Genomic DNA, 18,782 nt, shown 5'->3' with positions numbered 1-18,782 from the left:
ACCATCCACCATCGTGCGGATGCGCTGGCGACCGAACTTTTTTGTTTTTTATCAGATATATAAACACCCCCCTGACCACGGAGACCAATGTCCTTCCATGACCGCTGTTGAACCCATTCTGGCATCCGCCAGCCCCGCCCCCGGCACTGCCACCCCGGTTGCCCGCCCCGCGCCCGCCACGCTGCACGATCTGGTCATGCAATCGCTTGACGATGATCAGGCGCAGGACATCGTGTCGATCCCGCTTGAAGGCAAAAGCAGCATCGCCGATTACATGGTGATCGCGTCCGGCCGGTCGACCCGGCAGGTGGCGACGATGGCGCAAAAGCTGGCCGAACGCGTAAAACACGGTGGTTATGGCCATTCGCGAATCGAAGGTTTGCCCGCGGCCGATTGGGTGCTGATCGATACCGGCGACGTGGTCGTGCACCTGTTCCGCCCCGAAGTCCGCTCGTTCTACAACCTGGAACGGATGTGGGGTTTCGGCGACCAGGGCGCCGCCTGACCGCTTCGGATATTCTGTCACCAGAACCCGGTCATGCAATTGCACGTCATCGCCCGCGGCAAGATCGGCCGTTCGCCAGAGGCGGAGCTGGTCGATCGCTATGCCCGCCGGCTGGAAACCGGGTCGATCGGTCCGCTGCGGCTGACCGAGCTGCCCGATCGCGGCGGCACGCCGCCGCCGGTGCCGCCTGGCGGATTGCGCAATGTCGTGCTGGATGAACGCGGGCGTGTGCTGGCATCATCCGCGCTGGCCCAGGTGCTGGAACGCTGGCGCGACGACGGCGTGCGCGAAGTACGGTTCTGGATCGGCGCGGCGGACGGCCACGATGCCGCGCTGCGTGATAGCGCCGATCTGCTGCTCGGGTTCGGGGCGATGACCTGGCCGCATATGCTGGCGCGCGCGATGCTGGCCGAACAGCTGTGGCGCGCCGCCAGCATCCTGTCCGGCCACCCTTATCACCGTGAGGGTTAGCGCCGTGGTGCCGCCATGCTCATGGCAACGGTTGCGCGCCGCGCTTTGCCTGGCGCTGATGCTCATGGCCGGCGGTGCGCGCGCGCTTGATGCATCCTATGCCAGCCGGGGTGAGGCGGGCGCCGCATTGGGTGAGGCGACCCGCGCGCTGACCGATGCGCGCGCGCGCGCCGAACGGCTGGACCGCGAAGCCGCCGCCGCGACCGTGGCCGCCGACCGCACCGCGCGCGACGCCGCTGCCACCGCCGCCAAAATTCAGCAGGCAGAGGCGGAAATCGGCCTCGCCCGCGTGCGCATTGGCGTGATCGAGCGCGAACGGCAGGATCTGCGCGATCGCATTGCCCGGCGCGAACAGCCACTGGTGCGGTTGACCGCGGCGCTGCAGATGATGGCGCGGCGGCCGCTGGCGTTCAGCCTGATGCGCGCCCGCGCCTTGCGCGAAACGGTATGGCTGCGCGCCACGCTGGAAACCATGCTGCCCGAAGTGGCGCAGCGCACCGCCAGCCTGCGTGCCGAAATCGCCCGCGGCCGGCATCTGCAGGACGAAGCCGCCGCGCAGGCGACCGCGCTGGCGCAGGGCCAGCAGGACCTGAACGCGCGCCAGCGCGATCTGGTGGCGATGGAAAGCCGCCAACGCATTGCGTCACGCGCGGCGGCCGGCAATGCCAGCCGCGAATCCGATCGCGTGCTGGCATTGGCCGAACAGACGCGCGATCTGGGCACGCTGGTATCGCGGCTGGAGGCGGATGATACGCTGGCGGGACGGCTGGCATCATTGCCGGGGCCAATTGCCCGGCCTGACAATCTGGGTACCGCACCGTCCGCATCGGCGCGCCTGACGCTGACCGCGCCGGCCAGCGCCGGGCCGCCACTGGCGCGTTTCGCCGGGATCCTGCCGGTAACCGGGCGGTTGCTGAGCGGGTTTGGAGAGGCGACCAGCGCCGGCCCCCAACGCGGCGTGGTGCTGGCGCCGTCACCCGGCGCGCAAGTGGTGGCGCCCGCACCGGGCCGGATCGCCTTTGCCGGGCCCTATCGCGGCTATGGCCGGATCGTGATCATCGCGCATGATGGCGGCTGGTCGACGCTGGTCACCGGGCTGGGCCGGCTGGACGTGACAGTGGGCGAGGTGCTGGTGCAGGGCGCGCCGCTGGGCGTGGCCGACCCCGCCCGTCCGCAAGTGCTGGTGGAACTGCGCAAGGATGGCACGCCGGTCAACCCGATGGAATTTTTGCACCCGTGATCGCGCTGCGCCCGGTGCCCCAACGCCTGTCTGGTATTCGCCGGGCAGCGGGTTTACATGCAATCTCTAACGCGCACTTTGGCCGCGACCGATTGAACGAAAGACTCTGATGTCAAAGCGCCTTGTTCTGTTTGTTCGTGCCACGGCCCTTGCCGGTACGGTGGCATTGGTGCCGCTGGCCACCGCCGGCCTGGCCGCGATCGACGCGCGATCGGGCCCCGAATTCGGCAAATTGATGGCGGTCTATGAACGGGTCAAGCAGGACTATGTGGACCCGGTTGATGATGACAAGCTGATCAAGGGCGCGATCAACGGCATGCTGGCCTCGCTCGATCCGCACAGTTCCTATCTGGATGCGCGCGATTTCACCAATCTGCGCACCCAGACCGAGGGATCATATGGCGGGCTGGGGCTGAGCGTGTCGCTGGACGATGGCGCGGTCAAGGTGATCGCCCCGACCAAGGGCAGCCCGGCGGACAAGGCCGGGGTGAAGGCCGGCGATTTCATCACGCATCTGGATGGCAAGCTGATCTATGGCGGCTCGCTGGACGATGCGGTTGACCAGATGCGCGGCCCCGCCGGCACGTCGATCCGCCTGACGCTGTTCCGCCCTGGCCGGGATGATCCGATCGAGGTGTCGATCACCCGCCAGGTCATCGTGCTGCAACCGGTTGACGGAAAAGTGGTGAACGGCGTCGGGGTGATTTCGGTATCCAGTTTCAGCGCCAACGTGGCGACCCAGGTCAACCAGAATTGGGCCAGTATCATCAAGCAGACCGGCGGGCATCCGGCCGGGCTGGTGCTCGATCTGCGCGGCGATCCCGGCGGATTGCTGGATGAGGCGGTGGCGCTGTCCGACCTGTTTCTGGAAAAAGGCCAGATTGTCTCGCAGCGCGGCCGGTATGCGCGCGATACCAAATCCTATAACGCCACCCCGGGCGACATTGCCCGCGGGTTGCCGATGATCGTGCTGGTTGACGAAGGGTCGGCCTCTGCCTCGGAAATCGTGGCCGGCGCATTGCAGGACCAGCATCGCGCGCTGATCATGGGGCAGCGCAGTTTTGGCAAGGGCAGCGTGCAGACGCTGATCCCGCTGGCCAAGGATACCGCGCTGAAACTGACCACCGCGCGCTATTACACCCCGTCGGGCCGTTCGGTGCAGGAGGGCGGGATCACCCCCGATATCGCCGTGCCGCAGATTTCCGATCCCGATCTGCGCAAGCGCGCGGCGCGGTCCTATCGCGAAAGCGACCTGCGCGGGCACCTGATTAACGAGATCAAGGATGACAAGCAGCTGGAAAAGGATGCCGCGGCGGATTCGCGGTTCAAGATGACGCCCGAGGAACTGAAGGCCAAGGGCATCGACGATTTTCAGCTGTGGTATGCCGTGCAGACGATTGGCCGCACCTCGCCGGCGGCGCTGGCCGCGCACCGCCACGGATAGGGCGTTTTTTGCGATGACCACGACCAACCTGTCACCAGCTGCGCCCCGGCTGGCCCGCGCATTGGCACTGCTGGTTCCAGCCGGCGCGATGGCCACCGCACTGGTGGCGCAATTTGTCTATGGCCTGGCGCCGTGCGAAATGTGCTGGTGGCAGCGCTATGCGCATATTGCCGCGCTGGTGCCGGCGCTGCTGGCGTTTGTCGTCGGGGATGCGCGGGCGATGCGCGGGCTGGTATTTCTGGCCGCGCTGAGCATCGCGATCAGCGGGGTGATCGGCGGATTTCACGCCGGGGTGGAATACCACTGGTGGCAGGGGCTGACGACCTGTTCAACCACGCATCTGTCGGGCGATCCGCTCGAAGCGATCCTGAGCGCGCCGGTGATCCGTTGCGACGTGCCCGCGTGGACGCTGTTCGGCATCAGCATGGCGGGGTATAACTGCATCGGCTCGCTGGCAGCGGCGGCGCTGATCGCCGGGCTGAACCGGCGCAAGCGATAGAGGGTTGAGGTTGTGAACCAGCAGCAGCGCGATGCAATGATCCGGGTCGATCAGGCGGGCGAATTCGGCGCCACGCGGATCTATGCCGGGCAATTGGCGGTGATGGGCGATCGCGCGCCGCATGCCGCCGACATCAGCCACATGGCCGAACAAGAGGCCGCGCACCGCGCACGGTTTGACGCGATGATCGTGGAACGCGGCGTTCGCCCGACCCTGCTGCACCCGCTGTGGTCGGCAGCCGGGTTTGCGCTGGGCGCGGCCACCGCACTGATCGGGCCAGAGGCAGCGATGGCCTGCACCGCCGCGATCGAGACCGAAATCGACCGGCACTATACCGTGCAGCTGGAAGAACTGGGCGAATCTGACCCCGAATTGTCCCAGACCATCCGCGAATTCCGCGATGACGAACGCGCCCACCGCGACACCGCCATTGCCGCCGGGGCCGAACGCGCGCCGGCCTATCCGGTGCTGTTCCACGCCATCCGCCTGGGCTGCCGCGCGGCAATCCGGCTGTCGACGCGGATTTGAAGATGCATATTTTTTCGCTGGTTTGATGCACGCCAACGACAACACTTCATCTACCGTTCACCACCGGAACCGCCTATGCTTGGTTGTACCCTGCCGGAGTTTGCTGTGATGAAGCGCCTGATCCCCACCGCAATTCTAGCTGCATCGCTTTGCGCCATCGGCGCGCCGGCTCCGGTTTTCGCGCAGTCGGCCGGTGACAAGGTCAACCAGCTGATCGTCTATGGCAACGACCCGTGCCCGGTATCGACCGACGAACAGATCACGGTCTGCGCGCGCAAGGGCGAAGGCGAACGGTTCCGCATTCCCGAAGTGCTGCGTGACAACCCCAACGACGCCCGCAACCAGGGGTGGACCCAGCGGGTCAAGGCCTATGAAACGGTGGGCGCGGCGGGCACCAATTCGTGTTCACCGGTGGGCGGCACCGGCGCCACCGGTTGCATGATGCGGCTGATCAACGCCGCCTATGCCGAACGCAAGCAATCGAGCGATGTGCATTTTGGCAAGCTGATCGACGCCGAACGGCAAAAGCGCCTGCAATCGGTCGACGCCGATGCCGCTGCCGATCAGGCGCGGGTCGAATCGCTGGAAAAGGCCTATGATGCCAAATTGGCCCGCGAACGCGCCGGTAGCGAAGCCGCGCCGGGCACTGCGCCAGCCGGATCGCTGGCCACGCCGCCCGCCGATGCCGAACCGGCCCCGCATCAGTAACGCGGGCAGCCTGGCTGCACATCAGCATAGCCAGGTTTCAACCCAGCGCGATATCCGGCGCATCTTCCTGTTTCATGCCGACCACGTGATAGCCGCCATCGACATGGTGCACTTCGCCGGTCACCCCCGATGCCAGGTCGGACAGGAAATACAGCCCCGCGCCGCCAACATCCTCGATCGTGACATTGCGCCGCAGCGGTGAATTCAGCTCGTTCCATTTGAGGATATAGCGGAAATCGCCGATCCCGCTGGCGGCCAGCGTCTTGATCGGACCGGCTGAAATGGCGTTGACACGCACACCCACCGGGCCACAATCATTGGCCAGATAGCGCACGCTCGCCTCCAGCGCGGCCTTGGCCACGCCCATCACGTTGTAATGCGGCACGACCTTTTCGGCGCCATAATAAGTCAGCGTCAGGATCGATCCGCCATCGGGCATCATCGGCAGCGCGCGCGCGGTGACCGCCACCAGGCTGTAGGCGGAAATGTTCATGGTCATCAGAAAATTGTCGAGCGTGGTGTCATAGAAATGGCCGCGCAACTGGGTCTTGTCCGAATAGCCGATGGCATGGACGATGAAATCGATCGTTGGCCAGCGTTCCGCCAGCGTGGCGAATGTGGCATCCAGCGCGGCCATGTCCGACACATCGCACGGAATCAGGAAATCGCTGCCCAGGCTGGCGGCCAGCGGGCGCACGCGCTTTTCAAGCGCCTCTCCCTGATAGGCAAAGGCAAGCTCGGCGCCTGCTTCGTGCAGCCGTTTGGCAATGCCCCAGGCCAGCGATTTGTCATTGGCGAGGCCCATGATCAGCCCGCGCTTACCTTGCATCAATCCGGTCATGCGCCCTCATGTTCGGTTATCGTCAATTGCACATGATCACGCATTGCGGGCGTGACCGTCGGCCTGGCTGGCAATGTCGCGTTCCTCTGGCGTTTCGGCCAGCGCGGCATTGAGTTCGGCACCCGTTACCAGTCCTAAGCCGACCAGCCAGAAAAAGAAAAGCGCGATCATCACTCCGGCCATGCTGCCATAGGTCAGATCATAGGTAAAAAGATGGCGCATCAGTTTGGGCAGGGCCCAGGTGATCGCCTGCCACCAGGCCGTCACAAACAGCGCGCCGGGCCATTTGGGATAGCGCCGCCCCTGATAGGCGGCCGGGCTTAACGACACAAACAGCACCCACAGCGCGCCATACAGCAACGGGGTCGGGGCAAACCGGGTCAACGCCAGCCCGGCGATCCACCCGTGCAGATGCGGCGCCAGCGCAAACAGCGTTTCCTGCGCGGCGCCGGTGGCAACCTGCGCGGTAATCGACAGCAGGATCAGCACCACCGACGCGATGATCAGCCCGGTCGATGCCAGCCGCCGCCGCCAATAGGCGCGGGTAACCTCGGTGCCATAGGCGCGGCGCAACACATCGCGAATCGTTTCGACCAGGCTGCCGACGGTCCACAGCCCGACCGCGCCGCCAATCCACAACAGCGATCCGGTGCGCGCCGCCAGCACCCCGCGCGCGACCGGCGCCAGCACCCCGGCCACATCGGGCGGCAGCGCCGCCAGCACGGTCGCCATCGCCGCCCCGCTTGACCCGGCACGGCCCGCCAGCGACGCCAGCGCAGCCCCGGTAATGAAAAAGGGAAACAGCGATATCAGCATCATATAGGCGAAATTGCCGGCGTGGATGCTGCCATCATTGACCACCCCGGCCCACATCCGGTGCACCACGCGCACCGCACGAATCGGTGAAAGTGGCCCCCACCACGCACCATCGAACCGGTCAGGGGCCACCAGCGCGCGCTGGCGTCGCGCCTCTGGCGACAGGCTGGGAACCAGCGTTTCGGATGCTACCGCGTTCAGAATGCGTGGCCGCGCCGGCTGACCGTGCGCACGCGCCATGGACTAGATGCCCAGCCGGCTGCGCGGATTGCGGGTGTCGTGCCACCCTTCCAGCCGGGCTTTGAGATCGGCATCATCGACCGGCAGATCAATCGCCAGCGTTACCAGCTGATCGCCGCGTTCGCCGTCCTTGCGCGAAAAGCCTTTGCCCTTCAGCCGCAGCGTCTTGCCGGCGCTGGTGCCCGCCGCGACCGTCAGCATGACCGGGCCATCGACGGTGGGCACCTTGATTTTGGCGCCGTTGACCGCTTCATCCAGCGTGATCGGCACATCGATGCGGATATTGTCGCCGTCGCGTTCAAAAAACGCGTGGGCAGCGATTTCGATGGTCACCAGCGCGTCGCCGGTGCCGCCCGGGCCGGGCTCTCCCTTGCCGGGCAGGCGCATCTGCAACCCGTGTTCAACCCCGGCCGGCAACCGCAGATCGATGGTCTTGCCGTCTTTCAGCGTGATTCGCTGTGGTGCGCGCGTGGCGGCATCGATGAACGGCACCACCAGGCGATAGGCGGTGTTGGCCCCGCGCGGGGGTGGCGCACGCCGGCCGCCAAATCCGCCGCCGGCGCCACCACGCCCGCCAAACAGCCCTTCGAACAAGTCGCCCAGGTCAGGGCCACCGCCCTCACCCGCGCCGCCAAAGCCTTCGAACCCGTCGTGGCGGAAACCACCCTGCCCGCCGCCACCGCCACCGCGGCCAAACCCGAACGGCGCAGCCGGGTTGCCATCGCCGTCGATTTCGCCACGGTCGAATTGCGCGCGCTTGTCCTTGTCCGACAACAGATCATAGGCGCCGGTGATTTCGCCAAACCGTTCGGCCGCCTTGGGATTGTCCTGGTTGCGATCGGGGTGCAACTCCTTGGCCAGCCGGCGATAGGCGGCCTTGATATCCTTTTCGCTTGCGCTGCGATCGACGCCAAGAATGGAATAAGGATCTACCATGGCATGTTAGGTAGGCGTCCGGTCGGCTATCTGCAAGATTTCCGGGCCATTGCTTTGCAATAGTCTGCGCATTGGCCGGTTTGATCGCCCGCAAGTCCGGCTGGTCGCCATGCCATTCCACCGCTAAGGCCAGTCACCAAGCCAACCGCCGGAACCCCGCCCGCCATGTCCGATACCATTCCCGCGCACGACCCGTTTGCGCTGTTCGACGCCTGGTTTGCCGAAGCGCAGGCGGCGGAGCCCAACGATCCCAACGCCATGGCATTGGCCACGGCCACCCCCGACGGGCGGCCATCGGTGCGCATGGTGCTGTTGAAGGGGCACGGGCGCGACGGTTTTGTGTTCTATACCAATTTCCACAGCCGCAAGGGCGGCGAACTGGCGGCCAACGGCCATGTCGCGCTGCTGTTCCACTGGAAATCGCTGCGCCGGCAGATCCGCATCGAAGGGCCGATTGCTGAGGTCACCGCGGCCGAGGCCGATGCCTATTTTGCCAGCCGGCACCCCGAATCGCGGTTGGGTTCGGCCGCATCCGACCAATCGCGCCCGCTGCCCGACCGCCAGGTCTATCTCGATCGGGTGGCGGCGCTGCGCGAAACATACCCGGATGGCAATGTGCCGCGCCCGGCGCATTGGTCCGGCTATCGCGTCACGCCGTTGCGCATCGAATTCTGGCAGGACCGCGATTATCGCCTGCATGAACGGCGCAGGTTTGTGCGCGATGGCGACAGTCATGGCTGGACCAGCACGCTGCTCTACCCGTAAACAGAACCGTCATGACCCTGTCCGTTTCCAGCCCTGTGCCCCCGCCCGTGCCGCATGGTCACCACCACGGGCCGCTGAACCGTCGCGCGGCGCTTGCGTCGATCGCGGTGGCCACGCTGCTGTTCGGGCTAAAGGCGTGGGCCGTGGTTTCCACCGGATCGCTGGCCATGCTGGGCAGCCTGGCCGACACCACGCTCGATCTGGTTGCCAGCCTGGCCACGCTGCTGGGGGTATGGATCGCCGCGATTCCCGATGATGACAACCACCGCTTTGGCCATGGCAAGGCCGAGGCGCTGGCGGCGATGTTCCAGGTCGTGCTGATCTCGCTGTCGGCGGTGGGCCTGGCCATTCGCGCGATTGCCGAACTGTTCGGCAACGACAGCGTCGGTGAACCAGATGCCGGGATCGCGGTGTCGGTGCTGGCGATCGCGGCCACGCTGGCGCTGGTCGCCTATCAGCGCCACGTGATCGGGCGCACCGGCAGCCTGGCGATCGCCACCGACCATGTGCATTATCGCGCCGATCTGGTGCTCAATCTGGCGGTGATCGTGGCGCTGGCGCTCGATCACTGGGGCCATGTGCCCAAGGCGGACGCGGTGTTTGCGCTGGGCATCGCCGCGTGGCTGGGCTGGGGCGCGTGGGGCGCATCGCAGGCGGCGATCGAACAGCTGATGGACCACGAATGGCCGATTGCCGAACGCGAACGCTTTCTGGCGGTGGCGGCGCGCCACCCCGCGCTGAAAGGCATTCACGATTTGCGCACGCGCACCAGCGGCAACCGCGATTTCGTGCAGTTTCACGTGTGGGTTGACGGATCGATGTCCGTGACCGAGGCGCACCATGTGATGGACGAGATCGAAGCCGCGCTGGCGGCCGAATTTCCCGGCACCGAATTCCTGATCCACCCCGATCCCGAAGGGCTGATCGATGAAGACCCGGTCGCCGGGCAGGACCTGCTGGGCACCGGCGGCGATGAAAGCCCGGCGCTGCTGGCCCAGGGCGCGCCAGTCCGGGTGTGAGTCTGATCTGCACTGACGTCGCGCTTTGCGCGACCAGATCAGCGAAATAACGCGACGATATCACCCAGCCGCGATGTCACCTCGTCCAGGTGCTGCTCATCGCTCATGCCCAGCCGCACCACCACCAGATGCCGCGATGGCGATACCAGCACATATTGGCCAAGGTGGCCTTCGCAGGCAAACAGGTCGGCCGGGCCGCGCGCGGGAAACAGCGATGGCGTGCCCGTGGTGGCGCGGCGGTTCAGCCAGATCTGTGCGCCATATTGCGATTCGCGCGGGGATGGCGTGGTCATGAAATCGATCCACTGGCGCGGCACCAGTTGCACCCCGCCAGCGGCGCCGCGATGCCGCAGAAATTCGCCGAACAGGGCCCAGTCGTGCGCGGTGGCGTGGATCGTGCTGCCCCCCACCATGGTGCCGGCGGCATCGAATTCGGGCACTGCCGACCGCATGCCGACCGGATCGAACAGCCGGCTGTGCAGATAATCCAGCACCGCGCGCCGGCGCATGTCGGGATTGGCGCCGGGTGCCAGCACGCGCGCGGCCAGGTCGGCCAGAATGACGGTGGTGTTGGTGGAATAGACCCATGTGCTGCCGGCGTCATATTGCAACGGCTGGCTTTCGGCGTAGCGGGCCATATCGTCGCGCCCGTCGAGGAACAGCATCCGCACTTCATCGGACTGATACGGCGGACTGCCCGCCTCCACATGCCGCAGCCCCGATCGCATCTGCAACAGCTGGCGCAGGGTGATTTCGCCGCGCGGGTCGCCGGGCCGCTGCCACAGCGGGATCGGCACCGAATCATCCAGCCGCAGCCGCCCGTCGGATACCAGCATGCCGATCAACACACCGGTGATCGATTTGGCCATCGACCAGCTGATGAACCGGGTCTGGCGGTCGTATCCCGGGGCATAGCGTTCGGCGATCGGCTTGCCATCCAGCCACACCATGACCGCGCGGGTTTCGCCGGCGGCAGGCGCGGTAAACAGCGCATCGATGCGCGCGGCCAGGTCTTCGCGGCTGACCGGGCCGGGATCGGCGCGGACCGCGGCCAGCGCCGCCGGGTTCAGCGGAACCGGCACTGGGGCCGCCTGGTGGCAGGCGATCAGCGCTGGTACCAGCGCAAGCGGGGCGATAAGGCATAGCCGGTCGAGAATCATCGCGATGACCCTTCACCAAGTTCGATCCAGCGGGCAATGCCAAACACCGATCAGCACCAAACTTTGACGCCTGCCATGCCGCGCGGGGCCACCGGCCAGCCGCGTCGCCGCTGGCGCTGGGTCTTGCTGGTGGCCGGGCTGGCGGCCGTGGCGGGCCTGGCCTGGGTGTGGGCGCCGGTGCAGCGATATTCGCGCACGGGCGCAGCGTATGGCGCGCGGGTTGCGTGCGCCTGCCGCTATATCGGCGGGCGCGGCCTGGCCGATTGCCAAAAGGATATGGAGGGCGCGGTCGGCTGGGTCATGCTGAGCGATGACCCGGCGACCCGCACGGTAACCGCGCGCTATCCATTGCTGGCCGGGCAAAGCGCGACCTATCGCGATGGCTGGGGGTGCCAGTTGCAGCCATGGACGGGTGGGCACTGATTTGTCTGCATAGACGTGCGGTCAAACCTCCCGCCCCGCGCCCAACCCAATCAGATCGCGGCTTCGGTGCTGTCGATCCAGCCGCCGCCGACCACCCGGTCGCCGGCATAAAGCACCGCCGCCTGCCCGGGGGCAACGCCATATTCGGGGCTGTGAAAGCGGATTGTGGTCGCCGCGCCGTCACCCAGACCGCCTTCCAGCGTGACCGGCACGGGTTTGGCCAGCGATCGCACTTTGGCGGTCAGCGGCACGGCATCGGGGCCAGAAAAATCGGGATGGGACAAATCGGGCAATACGCCGATTCGGTTGGTATCCACCAGGTGCGCACGCGCCACGGCCAGCATCGCGCGCGGGCCGACCAGCACGCGGCGCGTTTCTGCATCCAGGGCGATCACGTACAACGGTTCGGCCTGCCCGCCGATTTCCAGCCCGCGCCGCTGTCCCACGGTGTAATGGATGATACCGCGATGGGTGCCCAGCACATCGCCGGTCATGGCATGGACAATGTCGCCGGTGTGCAGCCCTTCGGGGCGGATCGCGGCCACCACGCGGGCATAATCGCCATCGGGCACGAAACAGATGTCCTGGCTGTCGGGCTTGGCCGCCACGCCCAGCCCCATGCTGCGGGCCATCGCGCGCACCGCCGGTTTGGGCAGGCCGCCCAGCGGAAACCGCAAATAGGCCAGCTGTTCATCGGTCGTGCCATACAGGAAATAGGACTGGTCACGCGCCGGGTCGATCGCGCGGCACAGCGCGATGCCGCCCTTATCCCCGGTGTCATCGGCCACGCGGCGGACATAATGCCCGGTGGCCAGGCAATCCGCCCCCAGATCGCGCGCCATGTGCAGCAGATCGGTGAATTTGGGGCCCATGTTGCAGCGGATGCACGGAATCGGGGTGCGCCCGGCCAGGTAATCATCGGCAAAGCGGTCGACCACCGAGGTACGAAAATCAGAAGCATGGTCGAACACGTAATGGGCAAAGCCCAGCCGGTCGGCCACAGCGCGCGCATCGCGGATATCGTCACCGGCACAGCACGCACCCTTGCGCCCGGTCGCGGCGCCATGGTCATACAGTTGCAGCGTGATGCCGATCACCTCTGCCCCGCTGGCGGCGGCGAGCGCGGCCACCACCGAACTGTCGACCCCGCCCGACATCGCCACCACGATCCGGCATTCCGGCGCAGGGCGTGGCAGGTCAAACAGACTGGCCGGATCGAAGCTGGGATCAAGCGCCAGATCGGCGGGGAACGGGGCGGGTTGGGCAGGCATTGCCGCCCCATAGGCCAAATTGGCGCACTATGCCATGGCACCCGGGATTCAGGCGCGCCGGGGCGGGGTCAGCCCCGCTCAAGACATTGCATCCTCTTAATTATGCCTAACCACAAGTAAAAGCGGCTTTTACGGTCCCTTATCCCCCTGCGGTCTATGAGGCCCTTATGGACATGGGTCTTTCCGATTCCCGCGCACAAAGCGCGACTGACTGCGCGCCGGGGTTGCGACCGCTGGGCTGGAGCGAATTGTGCGCGCGGCTGGTGGCAGCGCAGGACCTGCGGCGCGACCAGGCCGGACTGGCCCACCTGGCTGGCCGCATGCAGGGCGCGTTGTCGGGCAGTTTTCACGATTCCGCGGCCAGCATGCTGGAACGCGCCGATACCACACGCGGCTTACCAGAACCGGGCGGGCCAGAACCGGGCGGAGGAGCGCAGGGTTTCGTTAACTCAACCTCTTCAGCCTCTGGAAAAGGCAATCAGTCCACAACGTCCCTCGCCAGCGAAATCTCGCTGATACCACGCCAGATCCGCCAAGCTGACGAGAACAGCCATGATTGAAAACGAGAAAATCAGGCCAGCCCAGGTTATCGGTCCCTTGGGTGAACCACTGACGATAGACAGTTTGCCGCCCCCCAGCACGACTCGCTGGGTCGTCCGGCGCAAGGCCGAAGTGGTCGCGGCGGTCAACGGCGGGCTGCTGTCGATCGATGAAGTGTGCGAACGCTATAACCTGACGCTGGAGGAATTCGCGTCATGGCAGCGTGCGGTCGACCGTTCGGGGATGCAGGGCCTGCGCGTTACGCGCATTCAGCACTACCGCGACCTGTACGAGCGCCAGCAAAAGTATTGAATTTGCGGTTCGGCCGGCGCACCGCCGGCATGGGAACAGCGCGCACCGGGGCCGTCTGTCGTCAGTGACAGGCGGCCCCTTCGTTTTTGCGGGGCGGGCATCGGTCATTCGGGTGCCCGCACAGCGCCATCAAACGTCGTTGGTAGACGCCAAATTGCCACTTGTCGGTTGAATCACTATTGCCCTTGGGGGTTTGCTACCGCCGTGCATGGCCAGCGCGCCGCCTTTGCAGTATGGTGCGCTGCACGCGTCATGGCTGCCGGCGACCAGACTTGCCGACGGTGGGCCGATACGGTTGTGTGAATGAGGGTGAATTTTGGACACGATGACCAGCAGGGCAGCGGCCACCGGGACCGCAGCAGACGCCAGCACCAGTTCGCTGGCGCATTCGCTGTCGGGTCCGCTGGTCAAGGACCAGGTGCCGATGACGCCCGCGCACGCTGACGAACACGGCAGCCCGGCCCGCGGTGATGATCCGCAACCGGCGGGCGTTTCGCGCCGCTTGATGGTGCTGGTGGCGCTGGCCGTGCTGGCGCTGCTGGGCGGGTGGTATGCCATTCAGCGCACGCTGTTTCCGGTTGCGGCGCCCGCGGCCGACAGCGGCGCCCAGACCGTGACGGTGATCGTCCCGGGCCGCGCCACCGTGCAGGGTACGGTCACGGCCAGCGGTGTGCTGGCCGCGCGTCGCGACCTGCCCGTGGGTGTCGCCGGCGAAGGCGGCCGCGTGGTGCAGGTGCTGGTCGATGCGGGCAGCTGGGTCAACCAGGGCCAGGTGCTGGCGGTGATCGACCGGTCGGTCCAGGCCGAGGAAATCGCCAGCGCAGCGGCCACGGTCGAAGTGCAGCAGGCCAATGCCCGACTGGCGCAAAGCAAGCTCGACCGATCGCTAAAACTGGTCGCCAACGGGTTCATTTCGCGGGCCGACATCGATTCTCTAACCGCCACGCGTGATGGCGCAATGGCGCAAGTGCGCGTGGCGCGCGCCACGTTGGCGCAGCTGCGTGCCAGCGCCGCGCGGCTGAATGTGGTGGCACCGGCGGCCGGCCTGGTGCTGACCCGCCAGGTCGAACCCGGCCAGATCGTCAGTTCCGGCAGTGGCGTGTTGTTCCGCATCGCGCGCGATGGTGAACTGGAAATGCAGGCGAAACTGTCGGAAAGCAATCTGGCGCGGCTGGCGGTGGGTGACCCCGCCGATGTCATGCCGGTGGGCACGACCCGGCATTTTACCGGGCATATCTGGCAACTGGCGCCGACCATCGACACCACATCGCGGCAGGGCGCGGCGCGCATCGTGCTGCCTTATGATGCCGCGCTGCGTCCCGGCGGGTTTGCCACGGCCACCTTGCAATCGGGCACGACCACTGCGCCGGTCCTGCCCGAATCGGCGGTGCTGTCGGATGCCACCGGGCCGTTTGTCTACGTGGTGACCGCGGCCAACACGGTCGAACGCCGCACCGTCGTCACCGGCGATGTGACCGCCAGTGGAATCACCGTGCGCCAGGGATTGTCCGGCACCGAACATATCGTGCTGCGCGCGGGCGGTTTCCTCAACCCCGGTGACAAAGTGCGCCCACAGGTTGATCATAGCGCGCCGGCAACAGCCGCACCCGCTGCGCCCTGAACATTTGCTAGGCACGCGCCCATGAATTTCCGCAACTTGTCCGCCTGGTCGATTCAGAACCCGGTGGTGCCGATCGTCCTGTTTCTGGGCCTGAGCATCTGCGGCGTGGTCGCGTTCATGCTGATGAAGGTGCAGAACACGCCGGATATCGAATTTCCGATGGTGATCGTATCGATCACGCAACCGGGCGCCGCGCCGACCGAAATCGAAAACCAGATCACCCAGAAGGTTGAATCGAGCATCCGCACGATCGCCGGGGTGGATACCCTGACCTCCACCACCGAAGAAGGGCAGGCCACCACCCAGGTCCAGTTCAAGATCGGCCACGACATCAACGCGGCGGTCAACGAGGTGAAGAACGCGGTTGACCGGGTGCGCGGTGAATTGCCCGAAGGCATTCTGGAACCGCAAGTGTTCAAGGCCGAAACCTCGTCCGAACCGATCGCCTATTTCGCGGTCTCGGCCGATGACATGACCATGGAACAGCTGTCATGGTACATCGATGACACCGTCACCAAGCGGTTGCTGGGCGTGCCCGGCATGGCCGAGGTAAAGCGGTACGGCGGGGTCGATCGCGAAATCACCGTCACGCTCGATCCGGCGCGGATGATGGGGCAGGGCATTACCGCCACCCAGGTCAACGCCGCGCTGCGGGCGGTCAACATCAACGCCGCCGGGGGCAAGGCCGAAGTGGCCGGATCACGCCAGGCCGTGCGCGTGCTGGGCAATTCGAAAACCGCGTTCGATCTGTCGCAGATCGAGGTCGGCCTGGCGGCGGGGCACACCGTGCGGCTGGCCGATGTCGCCGATGTGCGCGACAGTTTCAGCGAAGTGACCTCGATCGCCAAGTTCCGCGGCAAGCCGGTGGTCACCTTCAGCATCGCCCGCGCGCGCGCCGAATCCGACGTGTCGGTCTATGACGGCACAGCCGATGAACTGGCAAAGATCGAAAAGGAACAGGGCGGCCGCATCCATTTCAAAAACCTTTTCAATTCGGTCAGTTATACCCGCGACCAGTATCACACGTCGATGTCATCGATGGTCGAAGGCGCGGTGCTGGCGGTGATCGTGGTGTTCTTTTTCCTGCGTGACTGGCGATCGACGATCGTTTCGGCGATCGCCATCCCGCTGTCATCGATCCCGACCTTTTGGGTGATGAGCCTGATGGGGTTTACGCTCAACACCATGTCGCTGCTGGCGCTGGGGCTGGTCGCGGGCGTGCTGGTTGACGATGCGATCGTGGAAATCGAAAACATCGTGCGACATATCCGTATGGGCAAGACACCGTATCAGGCGGCGATCGACGCTGCCGACGAAATCGGGCTGGCAGTGGTCGCGACAACCTTTTCGATTGTCGCGGTGTTCCTGCCGGTGGCGCTGATGCCCGGCGTTTCGGGGCAGTTTTTCAAAAATTTCGGCCTGACCGTGGTGGTCGCGGTGCTGTTTTCGCTGCTGGTCGCACGCATGATCACGCCGATGGTCGCGGCCTATTTCCTGACCTCGCATGGCGAAGAGGAACATGGCGGCGGCGTCTGGATGGACCGCTATATGCGCGTGCTGCACTGGTCGCTCGACACCAGCAAGGCCGCTGCGCGCCGGGTGGGCCTGATCGCGCAGCCGGGTTCCTGGTGGTATCCGCTGGTGCCAACCGCGATCGTCTTTGCCGCGCTGGGTGCGTTTGCGGCCGGGTTTTCGGCAGTTTACCAGCCTTTGACGTTGCTGTCGCTGCCGGGCGTGGTGGCGCCGGTTGCCGCGATTGCCTGTGGCACGATCGGCGCCGCACTGGTGACCGTGATCGGCAGTGTGCTGGCGCGGATGGGCGGCGGGCCGCTGGCGGCATGGTTCAACTGGATCCGCCTGCGGGTGCGTGCGCGGCTGGTCGATCACCGGTTGTGGATGATGGGCATCGGCCTGGGCGCGCTGGTGCTGACATTCGTGCTGATGGCGGCACTGCCCACACAATTCTTTCCCGACACGAATCTCAACGAAAGCCAGATTTCGATCGAAATGGTGCCCGGCACCACCATCCGGCAGACCGAGGCCAAGACCGACGAGGTGCTGGCGCTGATCGAACATCAGCAGGAAGTGGGCATCGCGCTGGAAAGCATCCGCGAAGGCAGCGCCGAAATCTATATCCAGCTGCGCCCCAACCGCAAACGCACATCAATCCGCTTTGAACGCGACATGACCCCGGTGCTGCAAAAGGTCGCCGATGCGCGGGTCAGCTTTGCCAACCAGAACCAGGCCGGGCCCAGCAGCGGAACCGGTCGCGCGGTCAGCGTGATGCTGTCGGGGTCTGACCCCGAATTGCTGCAACGTACCGCCCAGACGCTGGTTGGCCAGATGAGCGGTCTGCGCCAGATTGTGGCGCCGCGCATCAGCGCCGATCTGCGCCGGCCGGAAATCGTGATCACCCCGCATTTCGATCTGGCCGCGTCGCTGGGCATCACCACCCAGACGCTGAGCCAGGTGGTGCGCATCGCCACGCAGGGCGAAATCAACATGAACAGCGCAAAATTTTCGCTGTCCGACCGCCAGGTGCCGATCCGGGTGAAGCTGCCGGTGCAATCGCGGCGCGACATGACCACGCTGGAAAATCTGCCGGTGCCGACGATAAGCGGCGATTCTGTGCCGCTGTCGCGCGTCGCCACCATTGGTTTCGGGTCCGGGCCGACCTCGATCCAGCGCTACAACCAAAGCCGGCGGGTGTTCGTGGGCGCCGACCTTCCGCCAGGTGTGCAAAAGGGCGCCGCGACCGAGGCGATTGCGCGCCTGCCGATCATGCTCAACCTGCCCGATGGCGTGTCGAACACCGCTGCCGGAGAGGACCGTTTTCAGGTCGAGCTGATGAAAAATTTCGGGGTCGCGCTGGGTGCCGGCATCCTGCTGGTGTTTTCGGTGCTGGTGCTGCTGTACCACCGCTTCATTTCCCCGCTGGTCAACATGGGATCGCTGTTTCTGGCGCCGCAGGGCGGGCTGATCCTGCTGGTGCTGACCGGCAACCCGATCTCGCTGCCGGTGTTTATCGGCATGCTGATGCTGTTTGGCATCGTCGCCAAAAACTCGATCCTGCTGATCGATTTTGCGCTGGTCGAAATGGCGGCCGGGCAATCGCGCAACGATGCGATTGTTGACGCCGGGCACAAACGCGCACAGCCGATCGTGATGACCACGGTGGCGATGGTCGCGGGCATGATCCCGACCGCGCTGTCGCTGGGCGGCGATGGTGGCTGGCGCGCGCCAATGGGCATCGTGGTGATCGGCGGGCTGACACTGTCGACGCTGCTGACGCTGCTGATCGTGCCGGCCGGGTTCAGCCTGGCCGACGGGCTGGAAAAGCGGCTGGGCCCCTGGCTGGCGCGCCGTTTGTTGTCGACCGGGGATGCCGACGGCAGCGCTGCGGCCATGCCGCCCCGGCTGCATCCGGCGGAATGACCCTGCGC

General features: G+C 65.7%; 19 protein-coding genes. 14 read left to right on the top strand and 5 right to left on the bottom strand.

All coding sequences use genetic code 11. The annotated features are described in order from the left end of the window. Positions 1-97 precede the first annotated feature (97 nt). The 7 genes from rsfS (at position 98) to ABWP89_RS14795 (ending at position 5,395) form a co-directional block, all read left to right on the top strand. Positions 98-505, top strand: a complete 408-nt coding sequence (rsfS, locus tag ABWP89_RS14825) for a ribosome silencing factor (protein ID WP_502915300.1) — start codon at positions 98-100, stop codon at positions 503-505. Between the two features lie 33 nt (positions 506-538). Further along, positions 539-976 carry a 23S rRNA (pseudouridine(1915)-N(3))-methyltransferase RlmH gene (locus ABWP89_RS14820; RefSeq protein WP_353230237.1) on the top strand — a complete coding sequence of 146 codons (438 nt, stop codon included), beginning with the start codon at positions 539-541 and terminating at the stop codon, positions 974-976. A gap of 31 nt (positions 977-1,007) precedes the next feature. Next, positions 1,008-2,216 carry a murein hydrolase activator EnvC family protein gene (locus ABWP89_RS14815; protein ID WP_353230235.1) on the top strand — a complete coding sequence of 403 codons (1,209 nt, stop codon included), beginning with the start codon at positions 1,008-1,010 and terminating at the stop codon, positions 2,214-2,216. A gap of 109 nt (positions 2,217-2,325) precedes the next feature. Beyond that, positions 2,326-3,660, top strand: coding sequence for a S41 family peptidase (locus ABWP89_RS14810; protein ID WP_353230233.1), 1,335 nt, complete (start codon positions 2,326-2,328; stop codon positions 3,658-3,660). 13 nt (positions 3,661-3,673) lie between these two features. After that, complete coding sequence (locus ABWP89_RS14805; RefSeq protein ID WP_353230232.1) at positions 3,674-4,159, top strand: disulfide bond formation protein B; 486 nt, start codon at positions 3,674-3,676, stop codon at positions 4,157-4,159. A 36-nt stretch (positions 4,160-4,195) separates the two neighbouring features. Continuing rightward, positions 4,196-4,687 carry a demethoxyubiquinone hydroxylase family protein gene (locus ABWP89_RS14800; protein ID WP_353230249.1) on the top strand — a complete coding sequence of 164 codons (492 nt, stop codon included), beginning with the start codon at positions 4,196-4,198 and terminating at the stop codon, positions 4,685-4,687. Positions 4,688-4,795: 108 nt separating this feature from the next. Continuing rightward, positions 4,796-5,395 (top strand): hypothetical protein, encoded by a 600-nt coding sequence (locus ABWP89_RS14795; RefSeq protein ID WP_353230231.1) that lies wholly within the window; start codon positions 4,796-4,798, stop codon positions 5,393-5,395. A gap of 37 nt (positions 5,396-5,432) precedes the next feature. Here ABWP89_RS14795 and fabI read toward each other — a convergent pair whose 3' ends face one another. From fabI to ABWP89_RS14780, 3 genes are read right to left on the bottom strand one after another with little or no spacing between them, the layout of a single operon-like run. Beyond that, on the bottom strand, positions 5,433-6,236 hold the full coding sequence (gene fabI, locus ABWP89_RS14790) for an enoyl-ACP reductase FabI (RefSeq protein WP_353230230.1): 804 nt from the start codon (positions 6,234-6,236) through the stop codon (positions 5,433-5,435). Positions 6,237-6,272: 36 nt separating this feature from the next. Further along, complete coding sequence (locus tag ABWP89_RS14785; protein WP_353230229.1) at positions 6,273-7,292, bottom strand: YihY/virulence factor BrkB family protein; 1,020 nt, start codon at positions 7,290-7,292, stop codon at positions 6,273-6,275. A 3-nt stretch (positions 7,293-7,295) separates the two neighbouring features. Continuing rightward, positions 7,296-8,228: a DnaJ C-terminal domain-containing protein gene (locus tag ABWP89_RS14780; protein ID WP_353230227.1), complete on the bottom strand. Its 933-nt coding sequence runs from the start codon at positions 8,226-8,228 to the stop codon at positions 7,296-7,298. Between the two features lie 165 nt (positions 8,229-8,393). Between ABWP89_RS14780 and pdxH the strand changes: the two genes are divergently transcribed. Together pdxH and ABWP89_RS14770 are read left to right on the top strand one after the other, a co-directional pair. Continuing rightward, entirely contained in the window at positions 8,394-8,993 is a 600-nt protein-coding gene (gene pdxH / locus ABWP89_RS14775) for a pyridoxamine 5'-phosphate oxidase (RefSeq protein WP_353230226.1), read from the top strand. Between the two features lie 11 nt (positions 8,994-9,004). After that, positions 9,005-10,012 carry a cation diffusion facilitator family transporter gene (locus ABWP89_RS14770; protein ID WP_353230224.1) on the top strand — a complete coding sequence of 336 codons (1,008 nt, stop codon included), beginning with the start codon at positions 9,005-9,007 and terminating at the stop codon, positions 10,010-10,012. Positions 10,013-10,050: 38 nt separating this feature from the next. Here ABWP89_RS14770 and ABWP89_RS14765 read toward each other — a convergent pair whose 3' ends face one another. Continuing rightward, positions 10,051-11,172 carry a serine hydrolase domain-containing protein gene (locus tag ABWP89_RS14765; protein ID WP_353230222.1) on the bottom strand — a complete coding sequence of 374 codons (1,122 nt, stop codon included), beginning with the start codon at positions 11,170-11,172 and terminating at the stop codon, positions 10,051-10,053. Positions 11,173-11,235: 63 nt separating this feature from the next. Here ABWP89_RS14765 and ABWP89_RS14760 point away from each other — a divergent pair, with 63 nt between their 5' ends. After that, positions 11,236-11,595, top strand: coding sequence for a hypothetical protein (locus ABWP89_RS14760; protein ID WP_353230221.1), 360 nt, complete (start codon positions 11,236-11,238; stop codon positions 11,593-11,595). A gap of 50 nt (positions 11,596-11,645) precedes the next feature. On the opposite strand, the gene mnmA is transcribed toward ABWP89_RS14760, so the two are convergent. Beyond that, positions 11,646-12,866 (bottom strand): tRNA 2-thiouridine(34) synthase MnmA, encoded by a 1,221-nt coding sequence (gene mnmA, locus ABWP89_RS14755; RefSeq protein ID WP_353230220.1) that lies wholly within the window; start codon positions 12,864-12,866, stop codon positions 11,646-11,648. A 173-nt stretch (positions 12,867-13,039) separates the two neighbouring features. Between mnmA and ABWP89_RS14750 the strand changes: the two genes are divergently transcribed. The 4 genes from ABWP89_RS14750 (at position 13,040) to ABWP89_RS14735 (ending at position 18,774) form a co-directional block, all read left to right on the top strand. Then, the gene (locus ABWP89_RS14750) at positions 13,040-13,426 is read left to right on the top strand and encodes a hypothetical protein (protein ID WP_353230219.1); all 387 of its coding nucleotides are present in this window, start codon (positions 13,040-13,042) and stop codon (positions 13,424-13,426) included. After that, positions 13,419-13,718 (top strand): CtrA inhibitor SciP, encoded by a 300-nt coding sequence (sciP, locus tag ABWP89_RS14745; protein WP_353230218.1) that lies wholly within the window; start codon positions 13,419-13,421, stop codon positions 13,716-13,718. Before ABWP89_RS14750 ends, sciP begins: the two co-directional genes overlap by 8 nt. Positions 13,719-14,043: 325 nt before the next feature. Further along, positions 14,044-15,339, top strand: coding sequence for an efflux RND transporter periplasmic adaptor subunit (locus ABWP89_RS14740; protein ID WP_353230217.1), 1,296 nt, complete (start codon positions 14,044-14,046; stop codon positions 15,337-15,339). Positions 15,340-15,360: 21 nt separating this feature from the next. Continuing rightward, positions 15,361-18,774, top strand: a complete 3,414-nt coding sequence (locus ABWP89_RS14735) for an efflux RND transporter permease subunit (protein WP_353230216.1) — start codon at positions 15,361-15,363, stop codon at positions 18,772-18,774. Positions 18,775-18,782: the final 8 nt, after the last annotated feature.

The sequence above is a fragment of the Novosphingobium sp. genome (genome assembly GCF_040398825.1).
Lineage (GTDB): Bacteria > Pseudomonadota > Alphaproteobacteria > Sphingomonadales > Sphingomonadaceae > Novosphingobium.
The sequence above is the reverse complement of the archived record's forward strand: the minus strand, read 5'-3'. Positions and strand labels throughout refer to the sequence as shown.